General features: G+C 73.7%; 22 protein-coding genes. 6 read left to right on the top strand and 16 right to left on the bottom strand.

Annotated elements, in window-relative coordinates; all coding sequences use genetic code 11:
* Positions 1–87 precede the first annotated feature (87 nt).
* Together BLU95_RS40110 and BLU95_RS40105 are read right to left on the bottom strand one after the other, a co-directional pair.
* The gene (locus BLU95_RS40110) at positions 88–1,143 is read right to left on the bottom strand and encodes a polyprenyl synthetase family protein (protein WP_093864375.1); all 1,056 of its coding nucleotides are present in this window, start codon (positions 1,141–1,143) and stop codon (positions 88–90) included.
* Positions 1,133–1,426 (bottom strand): polyprenyl synthetase, encoded by a 294-nt coding sequence (locus tag BLU95_RS40105; protein ID WP_093864374.1) that lies wholly within the window; start codon positions 1,424–1,426, stop codon positions 1,133–1,135. The genes BLU95_RS40110 and BLU95_RS40105 overlap by 11 nt, the downstream gene beginning before the upstream one ends.
* Before the next feature lie 474 nt (positions 1,427–1,900).
* Here BLU95_RS40105 and BLU95_RS40100 point away from each other — a divergent pair, with 474 nt between their 5' ends.
* On the top strand, positions 1,901–3,220 hold the full coding sequence (locus BLU95_RS40100; protein ID WP_093864373.1) for a hypothetical protein: 1,320 nt from the start codon (positions 1,901–1,903) through the stop codon (positions 3,218–3,220).
* 103 nt (positions 3,221–3,323) lie between these two features.
* On the opposite strand, the gene BLU95_RS42800 is transcribed toward BLU95_RS40100, so the two are convergent.
* The 11 genes from BLU95_RS42800 to BLU95_RS45710 all read right to left on the bottom strand — a co-directional run bounded on the left by BLU95_RS42800 (position 3,324) and on the right by BLU95_RS45710 (position 16,366).
* Positions 3,324–3,467, bottom strand: coding sequence for a hypothetical protein (locus BLU95_RS42800; protein WP_159425247.1), 144 nt, complete (start codon positions 3,465–3,467; stop codon positions 3,324–3,326).
* A 116-nt stretch (positions 3,468–3,583) separates the two neighbouring features.
* Entirely contained in the window at positions 3,584–4,327 is a 744-nt protein-coding gene (locus tag BLU95_RS40095) for a hypothetical protein (protein ID WP_093864372.1), read from the bottom strand.
* Positions 4,328–4,404: 77 nt separating this feature from the next.
* A complete protein-coding gene (locus BLU95_RS40090; protein WP_093864371.1) occupies positions 4,405–4,911 on the bottom strand; it encodes an acyl-CoA thioesterase in 507 nt (168 codons plus the stop codon).
* Positions 4,912–4,963: 52 nt separating this feature from the next.
* Positions 4,964–10,210 (bottom strand): type I polyketide synthase, encoded by a 5,247-nt coding sequence (locus BLU95_RS40085; protein WP_093864370.1) that lies wholly within the window; start codon positions 10,208–10,210, stop codon positions 4,964–4,966.
* A 514-nt stretch (positions 10,211–10,724) separates the two neighbouring features.
* Positions 10,725–11,093, bottom strand: a complete 369-nt coding sequence (locus BLU95_RS40080; protein WP_093864369.1) for a hypothetical protein — start codon at positions 11,091–11,093, stop codon at positions 10,725–10,727.
* A 38-nt stretch (positions 11,094–11,131) separates the two neighbouring features.
* Complete coding sequence (locus BLU95_RS40075) at positions 11,132–11,311, bottom strand: hypothetical protein (protein ID WP_093864368.1); 180 nt, start codon at positions 11,309–11,311, stop codon at positions 11,132–11,134.
* A gap of 9 nt (positions 11,312–11,320) precedes the next feature.
* Positions 11,321–11,674 carry a hypothetical protein gene (locus BLU95_RS40070; protein ID WP_159425246.1) on the bottom strand — a complete coding sequence of 118 codons (354 nt, stop codon included), beginning with the start codon at positions 11,672–11,674 and terminating at the stop codon, positions 11,321–11,323.
* A 634-nt stretch (positions 11,675–12,308) separates the two neighbouring features.
* On the bottom strand, positions 12,309–13,151 hold the full coding sequence (locus tag BLU95_RS40065; protein WP_093864366.1) for an NAD(P)H-binding protein: 843 nt from the start codon (positions 13,149–13,151) through the stop codon (positions 12,309–12,311).
* A gap of 17 nt (positions 13,152–13,168) precedes the next feature.
* The gene (locus tag BLU95_RS40060; protein WP_093864365.1) at positions 13,169–14,113 is read right to left on the bottom strand and encodes a ScbA/BarX family gamma-butyrolactone biosynthesis protein; all 945 of its coding nucleotides are present in this window, start codon (positions 14,111–14,113) and stop codon (positions 13,169–13,171) included.
* Between the two features lie 236 nt (positions 14,114–14,349).
* A complete protein-coding gene (locus tag BLU95_RS40055; protein WP_093864364.1) occupies positions 14,350–15,825 on the bottom strand; it encodes an FAD-dependent monooxygenase in 1,476 nt (491 codons plus the stop codon).
* Between the two features lie 118 nt (positions 15,826–15,943).
* Positions 15,944–16,366: a CGNR zinc finger domain-containing protein gene (locus BLU95_RS45710; protein WP_197698681.1), complete on the bottom strand. Its 423-nt coding sequence runs from the start codon at positions 16,364–16,366 to the stop codon at positions 15,944–15,946.
* A 137-nt stretch (positions 16,367–16,503) separates the two neighbouring features.
* Here BLU95_RS45710 and BLU95_RS40050 point away from each other — a divergent pair, with 137 nt between their 5' ends.
* The 4 genes from BLU95_RS40050 (at position 16,504) to BLU95_RS40035 (ending at position 19,176) form a co-directional block, all read left to right on the top strand.
* Positions 16,504–17,184, top strand: coding sequence for an HAD family hydrolase (locus tag BLU95_RS40050; RefSeq protein WP_093864363.1), 681 nt, complete (start codon positions 16,504–16,506; stop codon positions 17,182–17,184).
* 88 nt (positions 17,185–17,272) lie between these two features.
* Entirely contained in the window at positions 17,273–17,785 is a 513-nt protein-coding gene (locus tag BLU95_RS44820; protein WP_231978137.1) for a hypothetical protein, read from the top strand.
* Positions 17,786–17,790: 5 nt separating this feature from the next.
* A complete protein-coding gene (locus BLU95_RS40040; protein WP_231978136.1) occupies positions 17,791–18,318 on the top strand; it encodes a hypothetical protein in 528 nt (175 codons plus the stop codon).
* Between the two features lie 396 nt (positions 18,319–18,714).
* The gene (locus BLU95_RS40035) at positions 18,715–19,176 is read left to right on the top strand and encodes a hypothetical protein (protein ID WP_502689774.1); all 462 of its coding nucleotides are present in this window, start codon (positions 18,715–18,717) and stop codon (positions 19,174–19,176) included.
* A 101-nt stretch (positions 19,177–19,277) separates the two neighbouring features.
* Here BLU95_RS40035 and BLU95_RS40030 read toward each other — a convergent pair whose 3' ends face one another.
* Genes BLU95_RS40030 through BLU95_RS40020 form a run of 3 tightly spaced genes read right to left on the bottom strand, consistent with a single transcriptional unit; the run spans position 19,278 to position 21,219 of the window.
* Positions 19,278–19,739, bottom strand: a complete 462-nt coding sequence (locus BLU95_RS40030) for a hypothetical protein (protein WP_093864362.1) — start codon at positions 19,737–19,739, stop codon at positions 19,278–19,280.
* Entirely contained in the window at positions 19,739–20,902 is a 1,164-nt protein-coding gene (locus BLU95_RS40025) for a DUF6973 domain-containing protein (RefSeq protein ID WP_159425245.1), read from the bottom strand. The genes BLU95_RS40030 and BLU95_RS40025 overlap by 1 nt, the downstream gene beginning before the upstream one ends.
* 5 nt (positions 20,903–20,907) lie before the next feature.
* Positions 20,908–21,219 (bottom strand): hypothetical protein, encoded by a 312-nt coding sequence (locus tag BLU95_RS40020; protein WP_159425244.1) that lies wholly within the window; start codon positions 21,217–21,219, stop codon positions 20,908–20,910.
* A gap of 405 nt (positions 21,220–21,624) precedes the next feature.
* Here BLU95_RS40020 and BLU95_RS40015 point away from each other — a divergent pair, with 405 nt between their 5' ends.
* Positions 21,625–24,774 (top strand): non-ribosomal peptide synthetase, encoded by a 3,150-nt coding sequence (locus BLU95_RS40015; RefSeq protein WP_159425243.1) that lies wholly within the window; start codon positions 21,625–21,627, stop codon positions 24,772–24,774.
* Positions 24,775–24,807 lie beyond the last annotated feature (33 nt).

The raw sequence follows: 24,807 nt of genomic DNA, 5'->3' as shown, positions 1-24,807 counted from the left end.
GGTGCGCGTCCGTCGCACGGAGCGGGTCGAGGTCGGTCGGGTCGGGGACGGCGGGCAGCAGTCAGTGGCGGCGGTCGGTGGCGGCGGTCAGTGGCGGCGGTCGGTGGCGGAGGACGCGAGCGTGGTCAGGGCCCGGCGCGCCTGCGGAGGGATGCCGAGGCCGCCCAGGTGACCGACGGCGTCCCGGACCCGGGCGGCGATCATGTCCTCCACCCGCTCCGGGGCCTTCAGCGCCACCATCAGCTCGCGCACCTCCCGCAGGTGCCGCTCGTCCAGGTCACCGCGGCCCAGCACACCTGCCAGGTGCTCGCGCTGCGCGGGAACGGCGGCCTGCCAGGTCACGGCCAGCAGCGCGGTGGGCCGGTGGGTGCGGATGTCGTCCAGGCCCTCCTTTCCGGTGCGCTCCGGCTCGCCGAAGAGACCGAGCAGGTCGTCGCGCAGCTGGAACGCCTCGCCCAGCGGGAGGCCGTAGGCGGACAGGGCGCCGCGCAGGTCCGGGGAGGCGCCCGCGAGCAGGGCGCCGATGAGCAGGGGCTGCTCGACGGTGTACTTGGCCGTCTTGTGGCGGACGACCTTCAGGGACACCTCGGGGTCCGGGCAGCCCCCCGTGGCCAGGATCTCCAGGCACTCGCCGGCGACCAGGTCGCGCGCGAGGTCCCCCCACACCGGCCGGGCCCTGGCCAGATAGGCGGCGGGCAGACCGCTGTCGGCGAAGAGCTGCCCCGCCAGCGCCATCAGGTGGTCGCCGACCAGCATCGCCAGCGCGCGGGCAGCACCGTACGCCCCCCGTCGCCCCGCGAGGGGTGCCCGGAGCGAGACGTGGGCGGTGGGCAGATTGTGGCGCAGCGGGCTGTCGTCGATGAGGTCGTCGTGCACGGTGGCCGCGGCGTGGACGAGCTCCATCGAGGCGGCCGCCCGCAGCAGGGCGTCGTTGTCGGGCTGTCCACCGGCGCGCCACCCCCAGTAGCAGAAGGCCGCCCGCAGCCGCTTGCCGTGCCTCGCGGCCGCCCGCAACTGCTCGGCCACCGGCTCCAGGGCGTCGTCGATCGCGAGCAACAGCTCGGCCTCGTCGGCCAGGTAGTCGTCCAGCAGGTCGTCGACACGGTCCTTGAAGCCGCTCGGGTCCCACTCGTCAGGCGTCACCGGGCGGCGCCTCCTGTCGCGCGGCCACCTGCCGGGCCAGCAGTTCGAGGTGGGCCGGCGGAGCGGAGCCGACGCGGTCCAGCGCGATCCGGCCGCGGGCCATCAGATCCTGCTGGGCGTCCCGTGCGAGCTCGGGCCCGTCGGACCGCCGCAGCAACTGCTGCACCGTCCCGACGGCCGAACCGATGGTGCTCACGGCGGTACTGACCGCCAGGTCCGCCAGTCCCGCCACGAGCAACAGCGCCCGCTGGTCCGGGCCCTCGCTGTCCGGAGTCGATGCCATCCCGATCCCCTCGCACTGTCGACCGAAGGCGGCACCCGCCGGCACGCGGCACCGCCGACTCAAGGTAACCGCACAACTACCGCACCCAGCAGCCTTGTTACACCATCGAGTGACGGGCGAACTGGCTTGCGCCCTGCGGCGGGCGGCCGGATCCCGTGGACGTGCGGCGCCGGATCCGGGGCCGGGGCCGGGGCCGGGGCTGGGGCCGGGTCCCAGCGGCCGCACGCACGAACGACGAGCAGGCCGAGGGCGCCGGGAGCACCGAGGGACGCGGGCCCGCAGTTGCCGCCGCTTCCGCCGGCGGGGCGCCGCCGGACTCCGGCGGAGAACCGGTTGCACTCGGGAATGTCATCGCGGGGCAACGGTCAGGTGTCCGGCCGGTCGCGGTCCCCCGGAGCGGACGCGGGGCGGGCACGGCGACCGTTAGCGTGACTGCCACGGGGGCCAGGGGCGAGCGAAGAGCAGGGGTGGGACATGCGGGAATCCGTACGGTTCGGGCGGTTCGGTGCGGTCGCGGTGATGGTGGCGCTGGCCGCGACGACGGTCACGGCCTGCGGTGGGGGCGACGGTGACGCGGCGCCCGCGACGAGCACCAGCGCTGACGCGAGCACCGGCGCCGGGGCGAGCACGAGCGCCGGCGCGAGCACCGGCACTCCGGCGGTGACGGCCTCCGGCAAGCCGTCCGGCACGGCGAGCGCGACGGCCGGCGGAAGCGCGTCGTCGAGCGCGCCGGGCGTTCCCGCGCCGGTGACGGTCCCGGCCGTGGTCGACGTGGCGTCGCTGCCCACGACCACCGAGGTCAAGGGGCTGGTGATCGCACAGTCCGTCAACGCGGGCAAGAAGGAGGCCGGTTGCGTCGTCCTGGCACTGGCCCCCGACGGCCGGCTGGCCCGCCTGCGGACCTTCGTCCTCGGCGACGGCAGCGCGGTGCCGGGGAGCACGGTCGGCCCCGGCTGCTTCACTCGCTACGGGTTCACCCGGGACTACTCCGGCATGGTCGGCAGGACGGCCTTCAACTTCAGGACCCCGGTGGACAGCGGCGATCCGCACCTGTCGCTGCTCGGCCCCGGCGGGCCGACGGACCTCAAGGACATCTCCGGTGTCGGCGGGACACCCGGCGTGCGCCAGGACGGCGCCGTCGTCGACCCGGTGAGCGGCGACGTCGTGCACTGGAGCGGCACGTCCTCCTCGACCTCGTTCAAGCTGCGCGCGGTCAGGCCGGACGGGACCGGCGCCCGGTCGCTCGACGTCCCCGGGCTCCAGCCCCCGAGCGCGCCGGGCTTCGTCGGCGGCCGGATGGTGCCGCCCGGGGTGGCGAAGCAGGCCGCAGCCCGGCCGGACGGTTCACTGGCGGTCTTCGTCGACGCCTCGCGCGGTCTCCACGTCGGACCGGTCGCCACCCTGGAGACCAATCCGGTGGCCGAGGTGACGGGGAGCGGCCTCTTCCAGCCGAGGGACTTCGCCGGCCCCGACGAGCTCTTCGTCGGCAGCACCCGCCAGCCCGCCGTGGTCACCCTCGACACCGCCGACCCCGCCCACCCCAAGGCCGCCGTGCGCACGCTCGGCCCGGTGCCGAAGGAACTCGCGGGCAGCGACGACGCGCTGGAGCCGATCGCGGTCGCCCCCGACCAGCGGGCCGCGTACGCGGTGGTCTCGCAGAGCGCGGACAAACTCGGCCGCACGCCTCGGCTGCTGGTCCTCCGGTACGACTTCGGGACGGGGGCGGTGACCGCCGCCGCAGCCCTCGCGCCCGCGGGCACCGGCGGCGCGGCGGTCCTGGAGTACCGGCAGTAGCGGCCCGCAGGGCCGTCGCGGAGGCCGCACCTTGCGGATCTTGCGGATCTTGCGGACCTTGCGGGCCCCGGGCTTCGACGCCGGCTCGTAGCCGTCACCGGCCTCAGCGCTGGATCTGCAGCAGTTGCTGCCTGGTCCAGCACTCCCCGGCCGGGATGAGTGCGGTGATCCGGTCGTTCGTGAGGTCGACGAGGAGTTTCGGCTCGGCCTTCTCCTCGAGGCCAGGAACGCCTTGACGTGCATGCACAAGTTGGCAGGGGTGGGGAAGTTGCTGCCGGGGAGAGGGGGCCTTTGCGCCGCCGGGGCGCCGTGGTCCGGTGGTCCTGTGTACCTGCCCACCTGGTGAGCCCCGCCGGTTCGCTGTCAGGGGGCCGGCGGCGGAGTGGGGCGCGTCGGGGCGGACGGGTTGCGGATGCGTCGGTGGGTGTCGCGTGCCATGTGGGTGCTGGTCCAGATCGCCCATACAAGAACGGCGCCGGGGATGCCGTGGACCGCGAGGAGTGGGCCGCGACCTGCAGCTGATGTGGCGATGGCGTACAGGGTCGCGGCGGTCACGAGCAGTGCGACGGCGCGTGCGCACCACCACAGTGCCTGTCCCTGCTGTCTGGGTTCGGGGCGGGGGGTCGCGGTGACGACGGTGAGGGCGGTGATGGGGCCGGTCATGGTGGCGAGCAGGAACGTGAACCGGAGGAGGGATGCCGCAGCGGTGTCCTGGGGCGTGGCGATCGCTGTCGCGACGGCGGCCGAGCAGGCGGCCCAGGTGGCGGCGAGGGCGCCGAGTCCCGCCCGGGCGATGGCTCGCTGGACGGTAGAGCTTTGGTGGGTGAGCTGTGTCCAGGCGGGAAGTGCGCCGGCCAAAGCCGCCAGGGCCGCTGCGCAGGTGGTCGTGACGAGAGCAAGGACGGCGAGGGCGGTGTGGTGGGTGGTGAGGTAGTGGTTGAACTCGCTGTTCGGCGCGTCGATGTCGGGGGCCAGGTTGACCGTGAGGAAGCTCAGCAGTAGCGCGGCGCAGATGGTCATGGCGCCTGCGGCGGCCAGGCCCGTGGTGCGGCAGGCGGCGAGGGTGGCGGTGTCGGCGGGGGTGGGGTGGGGGGACGGGGTGGGCACGGCTGCCTCCGGGGTCGGCTGCGGGTGAGCTTGGTGGCGGGCCGGGGCGGTGTGCGCGGTGCTCGCGGGTGGCGCTTTCAGTGGGTGAGGGCGCGGGAGATGTCGGTGTTCATGCGGCGCAGGATGTCGAGGACGTCGGTGGGCCAGGGCACGGGTGTGCCCTGGAAGTCGGTGTTGGTCCAGATCTGTTCACCGCGGGCGACGAGTTCCTGGCCGTCGCGGGTGGGGCGGTAGAAGGCGTACTCGCCCATCAGGCGGTGGCCCTGGGCCCAGGGCAGGGCCATTTGCAGGGAGAGGACGTCGCCGGCGCGGATCAGTTTCAGGAATTCGCCGGAGACGGCCTGGGTGGACATGTAGAGCTTGCGGCCTGCGCTCACCGCCGTGATGTAGTCGGGGGTGAGGTCGAGGCCGAACAGCTCGCGCAGGCGGCCCTGCCATTCGATCAGGCGCAGGTAGTAGACGGGCCCGGCCATGCCGGTTTCGCCGTAGGTGACGACGTGGTCGATGGCGTACCAGAACGGTCCGCCGGGTTCGTGCGGGGGCAGGATTCTGCCGTACCTGGGGGTGAGGCCGTCTGCGTGCACTCGGGGTCCTTCCCTCGGGGCGGTGGGCCCGGTTGCGGGGCGGCCGGGCGGGTCAGTCACCGGTGGGTGCGAGGTGGTCGAGCAGCCAGTCGGCGAGGTCGGCGGGGTTGGGTTTGGTCCAGAGCACGCTCGGGGGGATGAGGACCATCAGGTCTCGTTGGAGGCGTTGGCGCAGTTGCATGGCGGTGAGGGAGTCGAGGCCGAGGCCGACCAGGGAGGTGGCCGGTTCCAGGTGGGTGTCGTGGAGGTGGAGGAGGTCCTGGACGGTGGTGATGATGTGCTGCCGCATCAGGACGGTCCGGGTGTCGGGGTGGTCGGCGTCGGCGAGTTGCTGCAGCAGTGTGCCGTCGGGTTGTTCGGTGCCCGGGTGGGTTCGGGCGAGGAGGGCGGTGGGTGCGGTGGTGGGGAAGGCGCCGAGCCAGCGGTCCAGGTCCAGGGGTGCGTAGGCGATGGGGGTGGCGCCGGGCGGGGTGTCGAGCAGGTGTGCGAGGGCGGTGAGTCCGTCCTCGGGGTCGATCAGGGGCAGGCCCCTCTCGCCCATGTGCTGTCCTCTGCCGGTGCGGGCCCAGGCGCCCCACTGCACGGAGGCGGCGGGCAGGGCCTGGGTGTGGCGCCAGCTGGCGAGGGCGTCGAGGTAAGCGTTGGCGGCGGCGTAGGCGGCCTGGCCGGGGGAGCCGAGGAGGGCGGCGGCGGAGGAGTAGAGGGTGAAGAAGTCGAGGTCTGTGCCGAGGGTGGCCTGGTGGAGGTTCCAGGCGCCGGTGGCCTTGGCGTGCCAGACGCGTTCGACGGTGGCGCGGGCGAGGGTGTCGAGGGTGGCGTCCTCGATGGTGGCGGCGGTGTGCAGGACGCCGCGCAGCGGCCGGTCGGGTGCGGCGGCCGCCACTGCGGCGTTGGCGGTGGCGGTGTCGCCGATGTCGCCGGTGATCACGGTGAGGTCGGTGCCTTCCCGGCGCAGCTGTTGCAGGGCGGCTTCGGTGGCACTGTCCGCGGGACGGTGAGCGAACAGGACGAGGTGGGTGGCTCCGTTGCGGGCCAGCCACTGTGCGGCGAGCAGGCCCAGGCCGCCGAACGCGCCGGTGACGAGGTAGGAGGCGTCGGGGCGGATCGGTACGGGGTCGGGGTGCAGGGGCGGAGGCGTGTGCCGGGTGGCGGCCTTGTGCTGGTGGAGGCGGGCGACGGTGCGGCCGGTCGGGTGCAGGCGTACTTCGCGGATGGTTGTGTCCGCGGCCAGGAGTTCCGCCGCGGTGGTTTCCGGGGCGCTGTGCGGGCCGGCTTCGATGAGCCCGGTCGGCACGTGGGGGTACTCGTAGGCGGCGGTGCGGATCACCCCGCTCGGCCCGCCAGCGTGTGCTCCGTCCTGGTGGTGGCGGATCACGGCCCAGACCTTGGGGGGCGGGGTGCGGGTGGAGGCGTGACGCAGGAGTTCGCAAAGGGCGGCGCTCCGGAGGCGGCTGGTCTCGGGGTCGGGTCCGCAGGGTTCGGCGTTGTCGAGGGCCAGGACGATTCCGCTCCAGGAACCGTCGTCGGGGGGCGCCACGTCCCGCGCGTCCAGGGGGGTCCGGAGGGTGTACGGGCGCAGGTAGGTGTCGCACCCGCGGGCGGTGAGCGCGTCGCTGAGTCCGCGGTTCCACGGGGTGTTCGCGTCGGCCAGGACGCACCATGCGCCGGCCGAGGCCGCGGGGGTGTCGGTGGGGAGGGGTTCGGGCAGGTGGACGGCCTGGGCGAGGCGGTTGCGCAAGCGTTCCTGGGGGGTGGTGAGGCTGGCGATCCGCAGACCCTCGACCTCTGCCAGGGGCTGTCCGCCCTGGCCGGTGAAGGTGGCGGACATCACGCAGTGCAGCGAGGTGGCCTCGGTGAGGCGTAGGTGGAGGGTTCGCGTCTGGTTGGTGGGGCCGAGCAGGCGCAGGGTGTCGAGGCCGGCCAGGGCGAGCGGGCCCGGTTCCACGGTGCGGCGGCGCAGCCACACCGCACCGCCGGCCTGGGCGAGGGTGTCCAGCAGCACCGGGTGCAGCGCGGTCATCCACGCGGAGGTCCGGGCCGTGCCGGGGATGCGCACGGTGGCGAGGGCCTGGTCGCCTTCGGGGCTGACTTGCAGGTGCTGCAGGCCCTGGAAGGCGGGGCCGTGGTGGACGTCGTGGTCGGTCCGGTAGGTCCGGTAGATGTCGTCGGGCGCGATCTCGGTCCAGTTCTCCGCCCGGGTGCGTGGTTGCGCTCCGGTGGTGCGGGCGACCGCGCCCGGGCTCACGCGGGCCCTGGCGTGGACGGGGGGTGCGGGCGTCGCGGCGGAGACGATGTCGACCGTCAGCCTGCCGCCGGCTTCCACGGTGGCGCGGGTGGTGACCAGCGGGTCCGCGTCGAGCAGCAGCGGCGTGTGCAGGGTGAGGCCGGTGATGGTGACCAGGTCGGTGGCAAGGGCCTGCCGGGCGGCGGACAGGACCATCTCGCACATCCCGGCGCCGGCCATCACAACGGCGTCTGCCACCTGGTGGTCGGCCAGCCACGGTATGCGGGTCGGTGACAGGTGGGTCTGCCACAGGTGTCGGCCGGGGCGGTCGGGGTCGTGGACGTGGCCGCCGAGGAGGCTGTGCTGGGTGGCGCCGGGCAGGCCCGGCGCCACCGGTTCGTGGGCCGGTTCGGGCCGGTAGTGGACGCGGTGCCAGGTCGTGGTGGGAGCGTCGACCAGTTCGCCCGGGTACCGGTGCTCCCAGTCGAGGGCCGCGCCGGCACAGTGGGCGGCGGCGAGGTTGGCGGCGATGGCGGCCCGGTCGTCGGTGTCGCGCCGCAGTGTGCCCAGTGCGACCACGCCGCGGATCCTGTCGTGGGCGGCGGTGTCGGCGATGGCCCGGGTGATCAGCGGGTGGGGGGAGCACTCCACGAACAGGCGGTGCCCGTCCTGGAGCGCCGCGGTGAACGCGGCGTGCAGGCGCACGGGTTCGCGCAGGTTCAGCGCCCAGTAGCGGGCGTCGCACCCGGCGGGCGTCCGCGGGTCCTGGTGGGCGGTGGAGTAGAGGGGAAGTGCCGGCTGCTGCGGAGTGATGTCGGCGAGGAGGGCGCGGATGTCGTCCAGGACCGGGTCCATGTGCGGGGTGTGGGAGGCCCAGCCCGCCTGGACCATCCGCGCGCCGACGTCGTGGCTCTGCCAGTGCGCGACGAGTCGTTCGACCTGCTCTGCGGAGCCGGCCACGACGCTGGTGCCCGGTGAGGTCATCACGGCGACCCACACGTCGTCCAGGCCGAGGTCCTCGATCGCGGCGCGGGCGTCGTCGGCGTTCAGCATCACCGATGCCATCACACCACCTGTCGTCCGTCCGGCCACCACGGCACGGCGGTGGCTGACGGTCAGGCCCTGGCGCACCGACAGGGCGCCGGCCACGACCGCCGCGGTGATCTCTCCGACGGACTGGCCGATCACCGCGGCGGGCTCGATGCCCCAGGAGCGCCACAGCGCGACCAGGGCGAGCTGGACGGCGACCAGAGTGGGATGGATGTGCTCGACGTCGGTGAGCAGGCCGGGCTCGGTGAGCACGCGGCGCAAGGAGAATCCGGCGATTTCCCGCAGCATCGGTTCGGTCTCGTCCACCACCGCGGTGAAGGCGCGGTCGTGGCCGAGGAGCTGGTGGCACATGCCGAAGGACTCCGAGCCCTGCCCGCTGAACACCAGGACCGGGCCGAGCCCGGCCGGCGGTAGGACGGGCCGCCCCTCGGTGACGTGGTCGTTCGCGCCGTGTGCGGCGAAGGCCCGCAGCCGGTCGGTCAGTTCGGTCCGGGTGGTGGCGTGCACCACCAGGCGCGTGCCGGTGTGGGAGCGGCGCACGGCGAGGGTGTGCGCGAGGTCGCCCAGGTCGGCGGTTGCCGACTCGACCCAGGAGGCCAGGCGCTCGGCCGCCGCGGGCAGTGCTTGCCGGGACGGCGCGGACAGCAGGAACAACCGGCCCGCACCCGCCTCCCGGACCTCGTTCGCTTCCGTGTTCCGGGCCCCTGCCCCACGGCGGCGGGTGGCGGGCGCGGGTGCCTGCTCGACGACGACGTGGGTGTTGGTGCCCGACAGACCGTAGGAGGACACCGCCGCGAGGCGGCCTGTGCCCTCCACCGGCCACGGCATCGCGCGGACGGGAACGAACAGCCTGGACGCCGGGTCCACGTCGATGGCCGGGTTCCACGATGCGAAGTTCACATTCGGCGGCACCACGCCCTCGCGCACCGCCCAGACGGCCTTGATCAGCCCGGCGATCCCCGCCGCGGCCTCCAAGTGCCCCAGGTTCGACTTGAGCGAGCCCAGCGCGCAGCGGCCCCGTCCCCGGCCGTACACGGCGTTGAGCGACGCGTACTCCGCGCTGTCGCCCGTCGGGGTGCCGGGGCCGTGCGCCTCGACGAGTCCGACGGTGCCCGGGTCGATGCCGGCCCGTTCCACGGCCTTGCGGAACGCGGTCTCCTGCATGGCCGAGGAGGGCGCGGTCAGCCGCTCGGCCTGCCCGTCGTTCGACATCGCCGAGCCGCGGATCACCGCCAGGACCCGGTCACCGTCCGCCAGTGCCCGGGACAAAGGTTTGAGGAGCACCATTCCGGCTCCCTCACCTCGCACGAATCCGTCGGCCCGCGCGTCGAAGGCGAAGCAGTGCCCGGCGTCGGAGTGGAACGTCTCGGCCTCCCAGTGCAGCGTGTGCGGGCCGGATATCGTCTGGGTCCCGCCGGCCAGCGCCATCTCGCAGTCACCGGCGGCCAGCGCCTGGCACGCCAGATGCACCGCGGTCAGGCCGGAGGAGCACAAGGTCTCCACCGCCACGGTCGGGCCCCGCAGATCCAGCGCGAAGCCGATCCGCCCCGGTGCGAAACCCGGCACAGTGAGTATCGCCCCGTGCCCGTCCAGCCGGTCCCGCACCGGCCGCGCCGTTGCCATCATGTGGTCCTGCGCGAACAGGCCCAGGTACACCCCGGTGGCGGAGCCGCGCATCCGCCGAAGCGGGACACCGGCGTGCTCGATCGCCTCCCACGCGCACTCCGCCGCCAGCTGGTGCTGGGGGTCCACCATCGGAGCCTCCCTCGGCGCCACCGCGAACGCGGTGGGCTCCCACGCCCACAGGTCCCCGTCGAGGAAACTGCCACGGCCGTAGCGTGCCGCCGTCGCCGGGTCCTGGAAGCTCATCAGCTCGACGGCGTCCCACCGGTCCGGCGGCACCGGGCCCACCGTCTCCCGGCCCTCCAACAGCAACCGCCACAGCGACCCCGGCGAGTCCACCCCGCCCGGGAACCGGCACCCCACACCGATCACCGCGATCGGTACCACCCCGTCGACCGCCATCAGCCCGACCCCATTCCCGTACGTGCCCACCGGCAACGACCGCGCTGTACCGGCGAGGGAAGCGGAGGTATGCGCCCCGGTCCGGCTGCCGCCGGAGCGGGCGCGGACAGACACCTGCTGGGCCCCGCCCCGCCCGCCGTGGAAGGTGGGCCCGTTGGGCCCGGGACGGAGGAGCCCGTCGCAACAGTCTCCTGAGCGCGCGCCGGGGCCGGAACGGCGTGAAACCGTGTCTCCGAAGCACTGCGGGGTGGCTCCGCGCCGGTGCGTGCGAGGCCCGGGACCGGCGGACGGTCCGCGCGCGGTTCCTGCCCGCGCCGAACCGCGCGCCGCGGCGCGCCCCGCAGCCGCTGGCTTCCCGGCCGAACCACAAACCGGTGCTCACCCTTGGGAGGACGTCTCGGGCGGACAGGGCAACCGCCGATGGTGTGGCGGCACTGCCCCGAGCCGTGTGTGCACCGGTCCACCCCGCCGCTGCCCGACGGGGTGGACCGGGGTTCTGGCCGACGGGTTTCCGCTACCCGGGTGGGTGCGGCCGCAGCGGGACGACACGAGGGTCGCCTGACGCCGACCGCTCGCGCAGCCGATGGTTCTCCACGGTGAGCTGGTGGACGACCCGCACCAGGGCGGGGACGTCGGCCCGGAGCCGGCCGAGCTCCTCGTTCTTGGAGGCGATCGACTTCCTCAACGTGGCGACCGTGGCCCGCAGGCGGGCTTCGGAGTCGGGGACGGCGCCGCGCCGGCGGACGTGGTCGTAGAACTCGTTGCGAAGGTCGGGGTGGCGCTGGGTCAGGGCGTTGCGGGGTACTCCGGCTTCCTGGGCGCGGGCGACGATGGTCAGCGCGCCGTTGGAGTGCTGCGGGGCGCCGGTCAGGATGCGCTGCATGGCGGCGCGGATGCGTTAGCGCTCGTCGGGGGCGGGGGTCATCGCGGTGGGGTCTCCGGCTCGGTGAGGCGGGTGCGGTCGTGTTCGTCGGCCCAGGACCGCAGCCGGGCGGCGTTGGTGAGCAGCCGGTCGGCGACGGGCTCGGGGGTGTGGCGGGCCTGCTGGTGGAGCTGGTCGGCGCGCGCACGCAGTTGGTCGGCGTGGCGGTCGGTGCGCACCGTGTTCCCTCAGCCGGGGACGCACCGGCCCAGGGCGGGGACCTCTCGGGTGCCTTCGCGGGCGCACAGGACGGTGCCGCTGCGGTGGACGCACAGGAGCAGGGCGTGCGGGTTGTCGTGGAGGACGGCGCCGTCGCGGGCGAGGAAGGTGCGGGCGAAGCGGGCGGTGATCCGGCGGCCCTCGAAGCGGGGTTCGGTAGCGGCCTGGAGGAGGGCGCGGCGGGCGATGTGCCAGGCGAGGGTGCGGCGGAAGCGGGCGAGGCCGACCTCGCCCGCCGGGCGGCGCACGAGCTCGTCCGCCACCGCCGCTCCCAGCGCGCCCGAACCGACCACGGCGACGCGCATCACGCTCTCCCCAACCATTCGTGCACCTCCTCGGCGACCATACGCATCGCACGGTGACGAAACCCGAGCGGGTGGCGGGGATCGGCACAGCCCGCCCGCATCGACCCTGCGCCCGGGCCCGGCATCGAATTGGTCGACAACCGGCGAGGTCCGGTGTTCGCGCCACGGCGGCCCGGCAGGCGGCAGCCCGGGCCCCCTGCGCGACCCGGCCGACGCAGGGAACGACCACGGACCCGACGAGCAGGAGCGCCTGCTGTGTCCGTTCCCGACTGCCCGGTGTGCCTCGGCGCCGCCGGCGCCGGAAGCCCCAACGACGGCAAAGCGATCCGGGGATTGCCGACGATGTCCTGAGCGCCCTGGCCACGGCCGGTAGGCCGGCGCGGGCGGGCGAGGCGTCCGCGGCGTTCGGCGCCGACAACACCGACCACAAGGTCCGCGCGACTCCGGAGCGGCTCGTCAAGGCGGGCCGGGCGCAGCGCGTGGGCCAGCACCCCGGCCCGGCCACGCATTCACCGGTGGCCGCAGCCCGGACGGACGGCGTGGCCGTACGGCGGGCCGAGGACCCGGCCCGCCGTGCAGCCCGCCGCACAGCCCCTCCGTGCTGCCCGCCGTACTGCCCGACGGTCCGGCCCTGCGCTGCCCCGCGGAACGGTCAGGCGAACGCCTGCGCGTGGTCCGCCGCCCAGGTCCCGAAGGGCCGTGAGGGGCGTCCCAGCAGCGCGGGCACCGCGGAGTCCACCCGTGCTTTCGCGCCGGCCTTCTGGCGCTCCGCGCTCTGCAGGAGCGCTTCGACGATCGCCTCGGGGTAGCGGTCGAGCAGTGCAGCGCGGGCCTGCTCCGGCCCGAGTTCCTCGAAGCGCAGGGGGCGCCCCAGCACCTTCGAGAGCACGGCGGTCTGTTCGCGCGCGGTGACCGCCTCCGGACCGGAGAGCGCATGCACGCGGCCTTCCTGCCCGTCCTGCGTCAGAGCGTGCACCGCTGCTTCGGCGACGTCCCGCGGGTCCACGCAGGCGTTGAGGGAGTCCCCGTGGAGCGCACGCACGACGCCCTCGGTACGGACGGCCCGGGCCCACGACAAGGTGTTGGACATGAAGGACCGGGGGCGCAGCAAGGTCCACGCGAGGCCCGATTCCCGCAGGGCCCGCTCGTTCTCGCGCTGCCAGCGGGTGATGAGGTCGTCCGCCTCCGGATCCTCCACGGCGGCCGCGGAGAGTTTGACCACATGCCGTACGCCGCAGGCCCGGGCCGCGTCGATGAACCGGGCGTCGTCCTCCTCCCCCACCCGGTTGGTGACCAGGAAGGCGGCGCGGACTCCCGTCAGTGCCCGGTGGAGGCTCTCCGGGTCCGTGAAGCCGCCGCGCACCACGGTGACGGCGGGCCCTTGGGCAGTGACGAGTTCGGGCCGCCTGGTGAGGATGCGCAGCGGGTGGCCGGGGGCCAGCAGGCGGGCGACCTCCCGCCCTGTCGTGCCGGTTGCGCCGGTGACCAGGATCATGTGTGCGTCTCCGTTCGTCAGCAGGCGGGAAGGTCCGCGGAGAGCTCGGCGCGGAACACCGCACTGCCGTCCTGGCTCCCCGTGACGGTGATGCCGGTGGTTCCGGCGCGCGAAGTGGCCAGTGCGTCGGCTTCTATCCAGCAGGGGGTGCCGAACTCCGCGTAGCGCTGGAAGGTCATGCGTCTCGAGGAGGGGACGAACGGCTGGGAGGGCGTGGCCAGTTCGGCGGCCTGCCTGGCTGCCTCGAGCAGCAGCATCCCGGGGACGTGGTCCTTCTCGCCCTGGAACAGGACCGGGTGCCCGGTGTCGACCCGCAGCTGCCACAGCCGGTCCTGCGGGGTGGACGAGAGCAGGACGTCCTCCGGGTTCGACCGGCCGACGAGCCCGGCGGTCACCGGAGGTGTCCCCGGGACCTCGAATCCCGGGACGCCTCGGTCGCCCCGTATCCGGCGGTAGGTCTCCGGGCCGACGATCCGCCCCAGGATGGAGCCCGTGGCCACGGCCGACCCGGCCCGGTGGACGACCATGTCGACCTTGAGATGGGAGACGTGCCCCTGGGCCCACTTCAGCTCCGAGCAGACCACCTGCACCTCCACCTCCGCCGGGCCGTCCTCGATGGCGAGCCGGTCCGATTGGCAGGAGAACTGCAGCTCCGTCAGGAGGAAGTGGTGGCCCAGGGGAACGCCGTACCCGGCGTGCAGTACGAGCAGGGTGGCCTGACGCATGGTCTCGGTGACGAGCAGTGGATCGAAGCGGTGCCCGTGCACCGGTACGAAGTACGGGTGCGTGTCGGGCCACCTGGCGACCACCGCGTAGTGGTCGTCCCCGGTCCGTGCCCAGCTGACCGGGAAGGCGTCGGCCTCCCTGGCGCGGTGCAGCTGAGCCAGCGATGCGGGAACCGGCGCGCTGGGCGCCCGGTCGATTCCGGTGTCGATTCCCGTGTCGGTCGTCGTCGTGTTCATGAACTCCCCCGTGGGTTCCGCCGGCGGCAGGAGAGCCGCTTCCGGAACAAGATCCAAACCAGGCAGATGATCTTATGCACTGATCAGGTCATTGCTCAATGAAGAGATCCAGCTCACAGCCGGGAAGGGGCGGCGTGACGAGGCAGGACCTGCCGGACCGAGCACGACGGAAGGACCGCGCGGGCCGCCCCGGCAGCGCCCCGACGGGCGCCGACCGGACTGCGGCCCGCCGTCGGCTATCGGGGCTCGCCGAACCACTGGCGCAGCGCGTCGGTGAGGTCACCCGCGTCCGGCGCCCAGGCGATGTGGCCGTCAGGACGCACCAGCACCGCCTCGCACGGGAGGGCGGCATCGGGTGACGCGGCAACGGTGTTCAGCACATGGGCCCAGCCTCGGGCCGACCTGCCGTGGGCCGCGGCCCGCTCGCCGGACAGGAGAAGGAGCGGACGGCCGTCGGACAGCAGCCCCGTGACGTCCTGCGGGTCCGCGCCCTCCCGCACCGGGACGTTCTCCAGGAACCGCCCCTCCCACCGGGAGGCGAAGCCCGAGCGGACCGGGTACACCGTCTCCTGTGCGCTGATCAAGTCCCCCATGTGCCCACGGGCCTGTTCCAGCGTCAGCAGCTCGGCGACCATCGCGCGCAGCGGGTCGAGTCCGGGGTCGGGTCGCATCAGCGTCAGCTGGACGCGGGTGTTGTCGATGACCCGCTGCGCGGCCGGCCTGCGCTCGTCGTCGTACGTGTCGAGCAGCCCCTCGCCCGCCGTTCCGCGCACGGCGTGGGCCAGCTTCCAGCCCAGGTTGAGCGCGTCGACGAGTCCGGTGCTCAACCCCTGCCCCCCGATCGGGAAGTGGACGTGCGCGGCGTCCCCCGCCAGGAACACCCGGTCCTTGCGGTAGTGGCGCACCAGCCGGGTGAAGTCGCTGAACCGGGTCAGAGCGAGCGGGTCCTCCATCGGGATGTCGTACCCGGCGATCCTGGACGCCTCGTCCTGCAGTTCCCGCACGGTCACCTTCGTGCGCCGGTGGGGATGGGGCCCGCTGCAGTCGAGTGTGCGGACGAGGGTGTGCCCGTCGTGAACGGGCTTCGCGACGACCCAACCGCGCTCGGTGCGCGACCAGCCCCGCGGTGCCTTGTCGGGCTCGGTCAGCCGGACCAGACCCATGATCGCCGAGGCCGTCGCGGGGTGGGTGTCCTCGGCGAAGCCGGCCTCCCGCCGTACGATGCTGCGCGCGCCGTCGGCCCCCACCACGAAGCCGGCACTGTACGTGTGCGTGCCCCCCGGCCCCTCGGCCACCACCTCGACCCCGTCCTGCCCCTGGCGCAGCGCGGTCACCCGGTGGCCGCGCAGCACGGTCACTCCGCGATCGCGGGCCCGTTCCTCGAACTCCCGCTCCAGATCGGCCTGTGCGCGCTTGAGGACGGGTTCCGGCTCGCGGGCGGGAACCGTGATCGTCAGGCCGGGCATTCCGGCGAAGTGGAACTGCTCGGTCACCGGGGCGTCGGAGAGCCGGGGCAGTCCGAGGTAGCCGCGCCGGGCCAGTGCCTGCACGGCCCTGGCGTGGACGGTCCCGGCCTTGGGCTGGACGGGTGTCGCACTCTGCTCCTCCAGCACCACGACGTCGATCCCGTACGCCCCCAGCTCGGCGGCTGTCAGCATGCCGACCGGCCCGCCTCCGACGACGACTATGTCGGTGTGCGTAGTAGTGCGCATGGCAGTCCAGGTCCTCCGCCGGTCGATGGGTGCGGCGGTTCCGGTCCGTTCCCTCGTGGGGCTCCGGCCGGTCCGCCCGGCTTTCTCCGGGAGTCCCGTTCTGCCGTCATGATCGAATCTAGTACAGCAGTACCGTAGTACGGCCGTGCGCGGGGGTGGGACCATGCGTGACCTGGGGGGCTGGGCTTCGGGATGGTTCCCGCCGGCCGGGCCTGCCGGCCGTTGGGCCAAGTGCCCCCGGGCGCGAACTGCGACGCGACCCACCGCCCCTCCGCTCCTCGCCTCCGGCGGGTTGGGCTGACGCTTCCCCATCGCTCGCGGCGGTCGGCGCGAGCGACGGTGTGCGGTGCGGGCCCGGTGGGCGGCGGCCGCGGTGGGCGGCGGACTTGACGCGGTGCCGGCAGGCGGTGGAGCAGTACCTGAGGGTGCCGTTGCGGGAGAGGTCGCCGTAGGCGCGCGGTGGGCGAAAAGGAGTTCGGTCGACGATGAAGCGGCCGGCCGGCCGGGGCTGGGCTGGGCTGGGCTGGGCTGACGAGCCCACCCCGGGACGGTTCACGCTCGCCGCCGCGTCGGCCGGCGCCTCATGAGCATCGTCATCGACCGCACTAGCATCTGCTCGTGCACGGCGGGGCAGCGAATCGTCTCGTCCTCGCGTGATCGCCAACGAAAGAGCAACCGATGCAACCGATTGTCCTGTTCGACCTGGACGGCCTTCTGATCGACTCCGAGCCGATCTGGGACGCGGCAAAGCGTGAAGTGTTCGGTCCGCTCGGCCTGCACCTCACAACGGAGATGCAGGCGGCCACGCGCGGGCTTCGGCAAAGGGACATGGTGGCCTACTGGTTCGATCGGGCCACCCTTCAAGCCGACCCCTACGACGTCGAGCAGCAGATCGTGGCCGCCGTGTGCCGTGGGTTGGAGGGAGTGGCGCTGAAACCCGGCGCCGAACACGCCGTCGCGGCGTGTGCGCGTGCATCGAGGGCGATGGCCGTCGTGTCGTCCTCGCCGGAGTCGGTGATTCGGGCCGCGCTCGCGAGCACCGGCCTTGTCCGATCCTTCGATGCCGTGTTCTCGGCCGAGGACGACGAACACGGCAAACCCCACCCGGGCGCCTATCTCCGCGCAGCCGCCGCCCTCGGCGCCTCACCCGGCGAATGCATTGTGATCGAGGTCTCCCTCAACGGCGTCCTCGCCGGCGTGTCGGCCCGGATGACGGTCGTCGCCGTTCCCGAGGCCGCTGATCGCTGCGATCCCCGCTTTGCGATTGCCACTCTGGTGCTGGAGTCCCTCAAGGATCTCGATCTCTCTGTCTTCGGCGCGTATGTGTCCAGGGGGAGCCGGGACGCCACGTGCGCATAGCGTGCCGCGGATCCTCAACCGTTCCGCGCAGCAGACCGCGCTGTATGACGCCCTCCAGACTTGCGCAGCCGGGCGCGAGCATCGGCGGGTGATCGACGATTCGCCGGATGTTCCGCTGACCGATTCGTCGGACAGCCGAGCCGATCGGTGCGGGAGATCGACTACAACGACGGCGGTCGGCTTCACAGCCGGCCTCACGCTCCAGTTCCCAGGCGGCAGCGTCCGCCTGCTCGGTCTCGTGGACGATCTCCTCGTCGCCCACGACCGGCATCCGGGCGCTGTCGAGGCCCACCTGCACGAGGATGTGACTCTCACGCGCGTGGTGCAGACCTCTGGGGGTTGCCCGTCGCAGTGGGCCGCTTGGACGGCCAGGGGCCACTACCTGTACCTGCGGTACCGTCACGGCAAAGGGACTGTCGAGCAGCATCCGAGCGAGGACGTCGGCTCCTGGGACGGCGAGGAGTCGAGGCTCTGGACCAGCTGGGACGACGGAACCGACGGCGGCCGGATCGACCTCACCGACTACGTCGCCACGGCCGGCCTGCGGCCGGCCCCGGACACCGAGGTCCGCACCACACCGCCGATCGACCGGAAGGCCTGAGAACGATGGTCGTACACCCCAGCCGCGACTACGCGATCACCGCGATGTACTCCGTGTCCGAGGACGCCTGGCACCTGGAGCTGGACCTCGTCCGGGAGCAACGGGCCGCGATGACCGCGGTCATCCCCGACGAGGACCCGACGCGCGAGCCGACGGTGTGCTTCGATCCCCGAGGACAGCACCTGGACATCCCGTACCAGGTCATGCGCTGGTTCATGGACCAGGTCGCGGAGGAGATCCGGACGTCCCGCGCCTGGATGCGGCTGAGGCCCGAGCTGGTGGAGGTCATCCACCGCTTGCGCCAGGAGTATCTGGGCTTCATCGAGGACGTCGACTTTCCCGATGTCCTCGCCGAGCTGCGCGCCGCTGTCCCCGAAGCCGATCTCCCAACCGTTCTGGCGGCAGCCTTCGGGCTGCATCCCGATGGCACCCCCATGGACGGCATGCAGGCGTTCCAGCTCGTCGCTGCGGGTGCGGTAGGAAGTGATCGCTGTCCCGCCGCACCCGTGGCCGAGGCCGGCGGCCCGTGTTGAGCCGACTGATCAGGGGACGGCCTGGAGTTCTTCGTCGCGCTCCGCGAGTTCACCGGTGAGATCGGCCGCGCGCTGTTCGGGCGCGGCGATGCGGCACTGACGATCCGGTGCGGCGCGCCCCGGTCCCGGTGGCCGGTGCCCGTGGCGGGCACTCCGTCGGCTTTCCGGCCACGACTGCCGCCGCGCTCCGGACCGAGCTGTGCCCCGTACGGAGGACGGCGCGAACTCCGGGCGACAGGAGGGCTGCCTTCCTGGACGATGACGGTCGAGAAGAGCAGGACGAGGCACTGGCGGACGGGACGACGACGGTGGGAATGTCGCTGGAAGCGTTGGACGCAGTGGTCTGGGACGGGCTTGAGACCTCCCACCCGAGCTGGCCGGTGGAGGACGTTCCGCGTGCGCTGCGCCGGATCGCCCTTGCGGGCCCGGCCGCGAGGGAGGACGACTTCGCCGGGCCTCCTGCCCGAGGACCTGTGCACCCGGATCGATGCCTGGGAGAGAGCACTTGAGGAGGAGGCCGAGCGGTCCGCGGACGACGACGGAGCCGAGCCGGTCCGCTACCAGTACGACCTGTCGATCCCGCCGGGCTGGCGGGTCGGCGGCTTCGCCTCCCGGCACGCCACCGACCCGTACCCCATGAACTGCCACACCTGCCGGACGCCGATGCACCTGCTGCTGACCGTCGACAGCTCGGAGTGGGACGGCGGCAGCGGCAGCTGGCGGCCGCTGGAGGACCGGGACCTGCCCGCCCGTCAGCACGCCACACCCACCGAGGTCGTCGTGGGCCGACACGGCGAGCTCAACCTCTTCGCCTGCCCCACCGACCCGGACCACCCGCACCGCTGGAGCATCCAGTAGTGGCCGGTCCGAGCCGGCCCCGACCGAAGGGCGCCGGCCCGCCCCCACCGGCCGGCCCCCCACCGGCCGATCCCCCGCTGCCGATCCCCCGCCGTCGATCCCTACTGACCGACCACGCGGACCGCGGCGTCGGTCCCGGTGGCGGTCGCCAGCCGCACCTCCCGGTGCAGCGGCCGCCGGTAGTCGACCCGGCCGAACCCGACCGCGATCTCGTAGGCACCGACGGCCTCACCCCCGGCCACGAAGACCATCAGCTCGGACGACGACCGACTGACGTCCTGTTCCTCCCAGTGCACCGGGTCGCCGACCACCTTCGAGATCTCCTCGTCCCGGGTGCCGCGACCGAACACGTACACCGTGTCCCAGTCGAGGCCACCCGGTGACGTCAGCGTCACCTCACCCGGGCCGGACGGCCCCAACGCCTCCAGCTCCCGGTCCAGTTCCGCACTGATCACGGCCCGCACCGGCTCCTCGCCCGCGGCGCACCCGGCCACCGGCGCCCCGGCGAGCACGGCTGAGAGCAGTCCGGTGAGCACCGGGGCCGGAACGCGGCGGGCCGCCATCAGGACTTCAGCCCCGACGGCACTCCGCCCGGGTCCTGACCCTTGCCCTCGAACGGTTTGTTGTTGCTCTTTCCGGTCCGGCCGTCCTCGACCTGGTCGCTGTAGGCCAGGGCGCCGCCCTCCGGCTTGATCACCACCGTGTCACCGCGCCGCACGGCCTCCTCCACCAGACGCTCGAGCTCCTGGTCCGAGGCGTGCGGATTCGCCGCGGCGATCCGGCGGCCGACCTCGTTGTTGAAGAGGTCCATGGCTTCCCGGTCACCGGGATTCCCCGGCAACTGCTCGTGCGCGCTCGCATAGCGCTTGGCCCAGTCCTCGCCGAAGCGCTTCGTCATCAGCGCGTTCCAGTACGCGTGCCGGAACGCGTCCCGATGGCTGTCGTTCTCGCCGTTGACGGGGGAGAACTTCTCGCCGGAGACGTCGAAGGCCTTGTCCTTGATGTCCGAGAAATCCATCCGGGCGAAGACGGTGAGCCCGTCCAGCATGAGCGCCTCGCTCGCGGTGATCTTCTGCCGGTCGATGCCGAGCACCCAGGCGGTGATCGCGTCCGGGTACTTGACCGTGCCGTGCGGATCGTCCTTGACCTGGTAGCCGGCCAGGATGGTGCCCGGGTCGGCCCGGCGGCCGTCGTGAGCGGTGGCGTTGAACGCGTCCTCGTGGATGCCCAGGTCGTCGGTGATGTCCTGGCAGGCCGCCTGGTCGGCCGCGGTGGCCCTCCGCAGGGCGTCGTTGATCCGCCCGTGCACCTCGCGGGCCTTCTCCGGGAGCTCGCCGGACCGCGTGTCGGGATCGTTGCGCATGGACTCCGGCCAGTTCACCCCGCCGTCCGGAGTCACGTTCACGCCCAGGCGGGCGGCGTCGTCCAGAGCCTGGACCAGGGCCTGCTGCGCGGCCTCGAACTCGGCCGCGGCGGTGGTCAGTGCGGTGGCGAGCGCCGCCGCCTCCCGCTGGGCCGCGTCCAACTGCCGCTGGTCGTCGGCCATCGCGGCCCGCGCGGCATCGGCCGCCGGCCCCGCCCAGCCGCTCCGGGCCGTCGCGTCGGCGACCTCCGTGCGGTAGCGGGCGGCCAGTGCGGCGAGGAAGCGGGACTGGGTGAACCAGCCCTGCCCGGCCGACCGCAGCGGGCCGGTCCTGGCGTCACGGACCTGATCGACGGTCAGCATCGCGCTCACTGCCCCTCAAAGGCGGTCTGGTTGGCGGCCTCGGTCGAACGGTACTGCTGGGCGGTGGCCTCCAGGTTCCCGCCGGTCCGGCCGAGCCGCTCCGCGAGCGCGTCCGACTGCTTCTCCCACACCTGGGCCAACCGGGTCAGCACGGAGGCGGTCTGCCAGCCCGACAAGCCGCCGGCGGCGCTGTTGGCCGCAGTCTCCAGCGTTCCCGAGGTCGCCAGCACGATCTGCCGGAAGTCCAGTGCGATCTTGCCCGCCCCCGCCAACGCCTGCGGGTCGACGCGGACGGTACTCCCGTTCAGGTCGGTCACGCCCACTGTTACTCCTCGTGTCGAGTCGTTCTGCGGAGTGTGCGCCAGAGGAGACGAACGACGCAACATCGCGGTTCCCACGAAACGGCTACCCGCCAACGTGCTTGACGCTCCATCAGCACGGGCCGCCTCGGTGGCGGCGTCGAAGGACAGTTGACGCCCAAGGGAAGTCGAGACGGCCGGCGGGCACACCGGGCGGGCGGAGCGCCGAGTCGGCCGAGAGCCGCCGGAGCGACGCCGGGTTCGGCGCCGGAGAGCATGTGCCGGACCGGAGCGTCGGGCGCGCAGACAGCCGGCCCCTCCCCCGCCTCCCGCTCGTCCGGAGCCGCCGCCGGAACTTCGGCCGCGAAGGAGGCGGCGGGTGTACTGTTTCACATGTCATATGCCGTGACGGGTGGGGGAAATGTGACCGGTATCGACGAGGACGACGTGGTGGCGCTGATCGAGGCGCTGGCCCGGACCAGGGGCGCCGAACCGGCGCTGGTGCTGGCGGATGCCCGGGGGGTGCGGGAGGAGATCGACTACCGGGAGCTCGACCGGCGGGCCGAGGAGTGGGCCGCGCGGTTGCACCGCGCCGGGGTGCGGCCGGGCGACCTCGTCGCCGTGGCGGCCGCCCGCGGGCCGGGGCTGGTGGTGGCGCTGCTCGCCGTCCTCAAGGCCGGCGCGGCCTACCTGCCGCTGGACCCGCGTTACCCGGCCGACCGGCTCACCGGGATCCTCACCGAGTCGGCGCCCGTCCTGCTGCTGAGCACGGCGGGGACCGAACTGCCGTGGAGCGGGCCCGTCCTGCGGCTCGACGACGCGAGTACCGGGTGCGACGCCCCCACCACGAGCGGCGATCCCGCCGGACCCGCCGCGAGTGACGAGGCCGCCGCGCCCGGCGCCCCGGAACAGCACCGCCCGGACGCCCACCCGCGGACGCCCGCCTACGTGCTCTACACCTCCGGCTCCACCGGGCGCCCCAAGGGCGTGGTGATCTCCCGCGGCGCCTACGGCACGGCGCTGCGCACCCTGGTCCGGCGGCTCGGCATCGGCCCCGGCGACCGGGTGCTCGCCGCCACCACGATCGCCTTCGACATCGCCGGGCTGGAGCTGTTCGGCGCCCTCACCGCCGGCGCCTGTGTCGTGCTCGCCGACGACCGGCAGGTGGGCGACCCGGCCGCCCTCGCCGAGCTGATCGCCGCCGCCGGAGTGACCGTGGTGCAGGGCACCCCGGCCCTCTGGTACGGGCTGCTGAACGAACGCCCGGCCCGGCTGCACGGTCTGCGGGCACTGGTCGGCGGCGAGGCGCTGCCGCGCGACCTGGCCGACCGGCTGATGGCGGCCGGCACCTCACCGGTCAACCTCTACGGGCCCACCGAGACCACCATCTGGTCCCTCACCGCCCCCGTCACCCCCGGCGACGGCCCGCCCCCGATCGGCACGCCGCTGCCCGGCACCACCGCCCAGGTGCTGGACGCACGGCTCCGCCCGGTGCCGCCGGGCGAGGACGGCGAGCTGTACCTGAGCGGCCCCACGCTCGCCACCGGCTACCTGGCCCGCCCCGGGCTGACCGCCGAGCGGTTCCTGCCCGATCCCGCCGGACCGCCCGGCGCGAGGATGTACCGCACCGGGGACCTCGCCCGGCTGCGCCCCGACGGCGACCTGGAGTACCGCGGGCGATGCGACGACCAGGTGAAGGTGCGCGGCTTCCGGATCGAACTGGGCGAGGTCGAGGCCGCGTTGCTGGCCGATCCCGCCGTGAGCCGGGCCGCGGCGGCCGTGCGCGGGGACGGCCCCGAACGACAGCGGCTGGTCGGCTACCTGGTGGCCGCGCCCGGCTCCGGGCCGGCCGACACCGACCGGGTCAGGGCCACCGTGTCGGCCCGGCTGCCCGGCTACATGGTGCCCGCCGCCCTGCTCTGGCTGGACCGGCTGCCCCTGGCCCCCAACGGCAAGCTCGACCGGCGGGCGCTGCCCGAGCCGCCCCGCCCCGGCGCGGCCCCGCTCGGCCGGGCCCCGGCCGACCGGAACGAGGCGGCGCTCTGCGCGCTGTTCGCCGAACTGCTGGACCTGCCGGCGGTCGGACCGGAGCAGAGCTTCTTCGACCTGGGCGGCACCTCGCTGCTCGCGGCCCGGCTGACCGGCGAGGCCCGCGTCCGGTTCGGCCGCCGGCTCGGCCCGCGCGACCTCTTCGAGCACCCCTCCCCCGCCGCCCTCGCGGCCCTGCTCGGCGACGCCCGGCCCGCCGGACCACCACTGACCGCCCGCCCGCGGCCGGACCGGATTCCGCTCACCCCCGCCCAGCACGGCCTGTGGTACCTCGACCAGTTGAACGGACCCGGCCCGCTCTACAACCTGCCGCTGCTGCTGCGCTTCGAGGGCCCGCTCGACCGGGAGGCGCTGCAGGCCGCGCTCGACGACCTGACGGAGCGCCACGAAGCACTGCGCACCACACTCCCCGACGACCTGGGCATCCCCCACCAACGGGTGCACCGGCCCGGTGAACTGCCGCTGGAGCCGGTCCTTCGCACCGTACCGGAGCACGGGCTGGCGCAGGCACTGGACGAAGCCGTGCTGGCGGTCTTCGACCTGGCCGCGGACGCCCCGCTGCGCGCCGAGCTGCTGGCGCACGGCCCGCACCGGCACACCCTGGTGCTGCTGCTCCACCACAGCGCCGCCGACGGCTGGTCGGTGGACCTGCTGGCCCGTGACCTGCTCTCCGCCTACCGGGACCGGCTGGCCGGCCGGGCCCCGACGTGGCCGCCGCTGCCCGTCCAGTACGCGGACTTCGCGCTCTGGCAGCAGCACGGCGCACCCGAGGGCGAGGAGGAGTTCTGGCGCCGGACCCTGGACGGCGCACCCGCCCTGGTGACGGTGCCGGGCGACCGGCCGCGCCCCGGCGCGGACTCCGGCCCCGGCGCCGTGCTGCCGTTCGCGGTGGACGCCGCCGACCACGCCGAGCTGGTGGCGGCCGCCCGACGGCACGAGGCCACACCGTTCATGCTGGTGCACACCGCGCTGGCCGCCCTGCTGACCCGCCGGGGCGCCGGGACCGACATCGTGGTGGGCACCGTGGTCGCCGGACGGCCCGACCCGGCGCTCGCCGAGGTGGTCGGGCACTTCGTCAACACCGTGCCGCTGCGCACCGACACCGGCGGGGACCCGGACTTCGCGGAGCTGCTCTCCCGGGTCAGACAGGCCGACCTGGCGGCACTGGACCACCAGGACACCCCGTTCGAGCGGCTGGTCGGCCTGGTCAATCCGCCCCGGACCACGGACCGTCAGCCGGTCTTCCAGGTGCTGCTGGCCTTCCAGGTCGAACCAGCGCCACTGCCCGCGGTACCCGGACTGACGGTGACGGCCTCGGGACGGAGCACCGGCACCGCCAAGTTCGACCTGACCTTCTCCCTCACCGAACACCTCGGCCCCGGGCGCGAGCCGCTGGGCCTGGCCGGTGAGCTGGAGTACCGCGCCGACCTGTTCGACCCGGCGACGGCCGACGGGCTGGCCGCGGAACTGGTGGAGCTGCTCCGCGCCGCCGTCCAGGAGCCGCAGCGCCGGATCGGGGCGTGAGGCGGGCCGGGGCGTGAGGCGGGCCCCCGTTCG

It is taken from the genome of Streptomyces sp. TLI_053, from assembly GCF_900105395.1.
Classification (GTDB): Bacteria; Actinomycetota; Actinomycetes; order Streptomycetales; family Streptomycetaceae; genus Kitasatospora.
Note: the sequence above shows the minus strand (reverse complement) of the source record. Positions and strands in the feature narration are given on the sequence as shown.

What these genes read in the sequence shown, in the direction of transcription:
- BLU95_RS40105 (WP_093864374.1), bottom strand. Translation starts at nt 1,426, where the DNA reads ATGGCATCGACTCCGGACAGCGAGGGCCCGGACCAGCGGGCGCTGTTG.
- BLU95_RS40100 (WP_093864373.1), top strand. Translation starts at nt 1,901, where the DNA reads ATGCGGGAATCCGTACGGTTCGGGCGGTTCGGTGCGGTCGCGGTGATG.
- BLU95_RS40085 (WP_093864370.1), bottom strand. Translation starts at nt 10,210, where the DNA reads ATGGCGGTCGACGGGGTGGTACCGATCGCGGTGATCGGTGTGGGGTGC.
- BLU95_RS40080 (WP_093864369.1), bottom strand. Translation starts at nt 11,093, where the DNA reads ATGCAGCGCATCCTGACCGGCGCCCCGCAGCACTCCAACGGCGCGCTG.
- BLU95_RS40070 (WP_159425246.1), bottom strand. Translation starts at nt 11,674, where the DNA reads ATGGTTGGGGAGAGCGTGATGCGCGTCGCCGTGGTCGGTTCGGGCGCG.
- BLU95_RS40065 (WP_093864366.1), bottom strand. Translation starts at nt 13,151, where the DNA reads ATGATCCTGGTCACCGGCGCAACCGGCACGACAGGGCGGGAGGTCGCC.
- BLU95_RS40060 (WP_093864365.1), bottom strand. Translation starts at nt 14,113, where the DNA reads ATGAACACGACGACGACCGACACGGGAATCGACACCGGAATCGACCGG.
- BLU95_RS40055 (WP_093864364.1), bottom strand. Translation starts at nt 15,825, where the DNA reads ATGCGCACTACTACGCACACCGACATAGTCGTCGTCGGAGGCGGGCCG.
- BLU95_RS40050 (WP_093864363.1), top strand. Translation starts at nt 16,504, where the DNA reads ATGCAACCGATTGTCCTGTTCGACCTGGACGGCCTTCTGATCGACTCC.
- BLU95_RS40040 (WP_231978136.1), top strand. Translation starts at nt 17,791, where the DNA reads ATGGTCGTACACCCCAGCCGCGACTACGCGATCACCGCGATGTACTCC.
- BLU95_RS40030 (WP_093864362.1), bottom strand. Translation starts at nt 19,739, where the DNA reads ATGGCGGCCCGCCGCGTTCCGGCCCCGGTGCTCACCGGACTGCTCTCA.
- BLU95_RS40025 (WP_159425245.1), bottom strand. Translation starts at nt 20,902, where the DNA reads ATGCTGACCGTCGATCAGGTCCGTGACGCCAGGACCGGCCCGCTGCGG.